We start from the raw sequence: 1,286 nt of genomic DNA, 5'->3' as shown, positions 1-1,286 counted from the left end.
ATTATTTTCAGATAAGCCTTAACAGGGTCTTTATCCTCATAGCAGGAAACCACCATTTCCTGAACGTCTGAGCCGCCCGAAAGGATAAGAGGTGAACACTCGTCTATGTGTTCAACATACTTGCCCTTTGTCTTTGTGAGCGTGAAAACAACGTTTTTCAGATCTTTCTCATTGTCTGCTGTGATAGTCATATTTGAGCCTGAGTGTGTAACAGTCACTGAGTTCGGCTTTGAAACGCTGAACTGTGAAAGGCTGTCAAGCTTGAGCTTTGCTGTCCACTTGCCTGTCTTGACATCATATTTTGCAGGATATGAAGCTTTGTCAAGTGGCTTGCCGTAAGAAGCCTTTGACGTACCACTAGGAATATTGTAGTGCGAAAGCATTTCAGACTTCATCTTTTTGTAGCAATCGACAAGGTCATTGTGATGACTGCTTGCGTTGCTGCCGTTGTAGCTGTAGGCGTTGAGAAGCTTTGTTTCATTGCTTGAAAGTCCTGTTGTGCTTTCATCAAAAAAACGTGCAGAAACCGCCTGTGACATAACACTTGACGCACACAGTTCGGTGTCCTTAGAATAGCCGTACTGAGTTTTGCCTTTGTAACTGTAAATACAGAACTCTTTTATCTGATACTGCATATCATCAGGAATATGACCGTTTTTCATGTAATCATTAAGTGTCTGCTGCTTTGAAACTGTTCCGCTATTATGCAGCTTATCAAAGTTAATGCAGTAAGCGTAGTTGTTATCAGATGTTGTGAAATACGGCACTTCTGACGCAAAGTATCCAGTGAAGTGAGTGTCATTGTATTTCCCTGTTTCAATATCATAGCCATTTGGCAGACCTGAACCACGGAAATCATAGCTCCATGTTGACAGCCACTGCTGTGTGGCTTGGTTTTTGTCGGAGAACGCACTGGCTGTTATGCCTTGTGTAAGAGCCGACAAGCTGAGCAGAAATGCGAGTGCAACACTGCTAAGACGTTTGAAAAGACTTTTCTTTTTCATTTGTTTTCCTCCTAAAAATTTTTTATCTATCTAAAAAGCCATAAGGCTTGATTTTCGGGCAATAAAAAAAGCAACCCGAAAGAAAATCGAATTGCTTTTAAACTCTATTCAGTTTTATTTATATATCAGTAAAGGAGGTATATTTCCCATGCAGGCTTGCCGTCACTGTTGATAGCTGAGCCGTCACCATGCCATTGCTGATACACAACTATATGTGCTTGGTCTTTGCCTATTCTGTCATATAGAACATCAATGTGTCCTTTTACTTTGCGATAAAGTTCA

1 protein-coding gene is annotated in these 1,286 nt (G+C 41.0%); it reads right to left on the bottom strand.

Annotated elements, in window-relative coordinates; all coding sequences use genetic code 11:
* Window positions 1–1,004, bottom strand: a 1,004-nt coding sequence (locus tag QVO88_RS08485; RefSeq protein WP_288177923.1) for a hypothetical protein, incomplete at its 3' end; no start/stop codon positions are given.
* Window positions 1,005–1,286: the final 282 nt, after the last annotated feature.

The sequence above is a fragment of the Ruminococcus sp. CAG:57 genome (assembly GCF_000435935.1).
GTDB lineage: Bacteria > Bacillota > Clostridia > Oscillospirales > Ruminococcaceae > Hominimerdicola > Hominimerdicola aceti.
The sequence above is the reverse complement of the archived record's forward strand: the minus strand, read 5'-3'. Positions and strand labels throughout refer to the sequence as shown.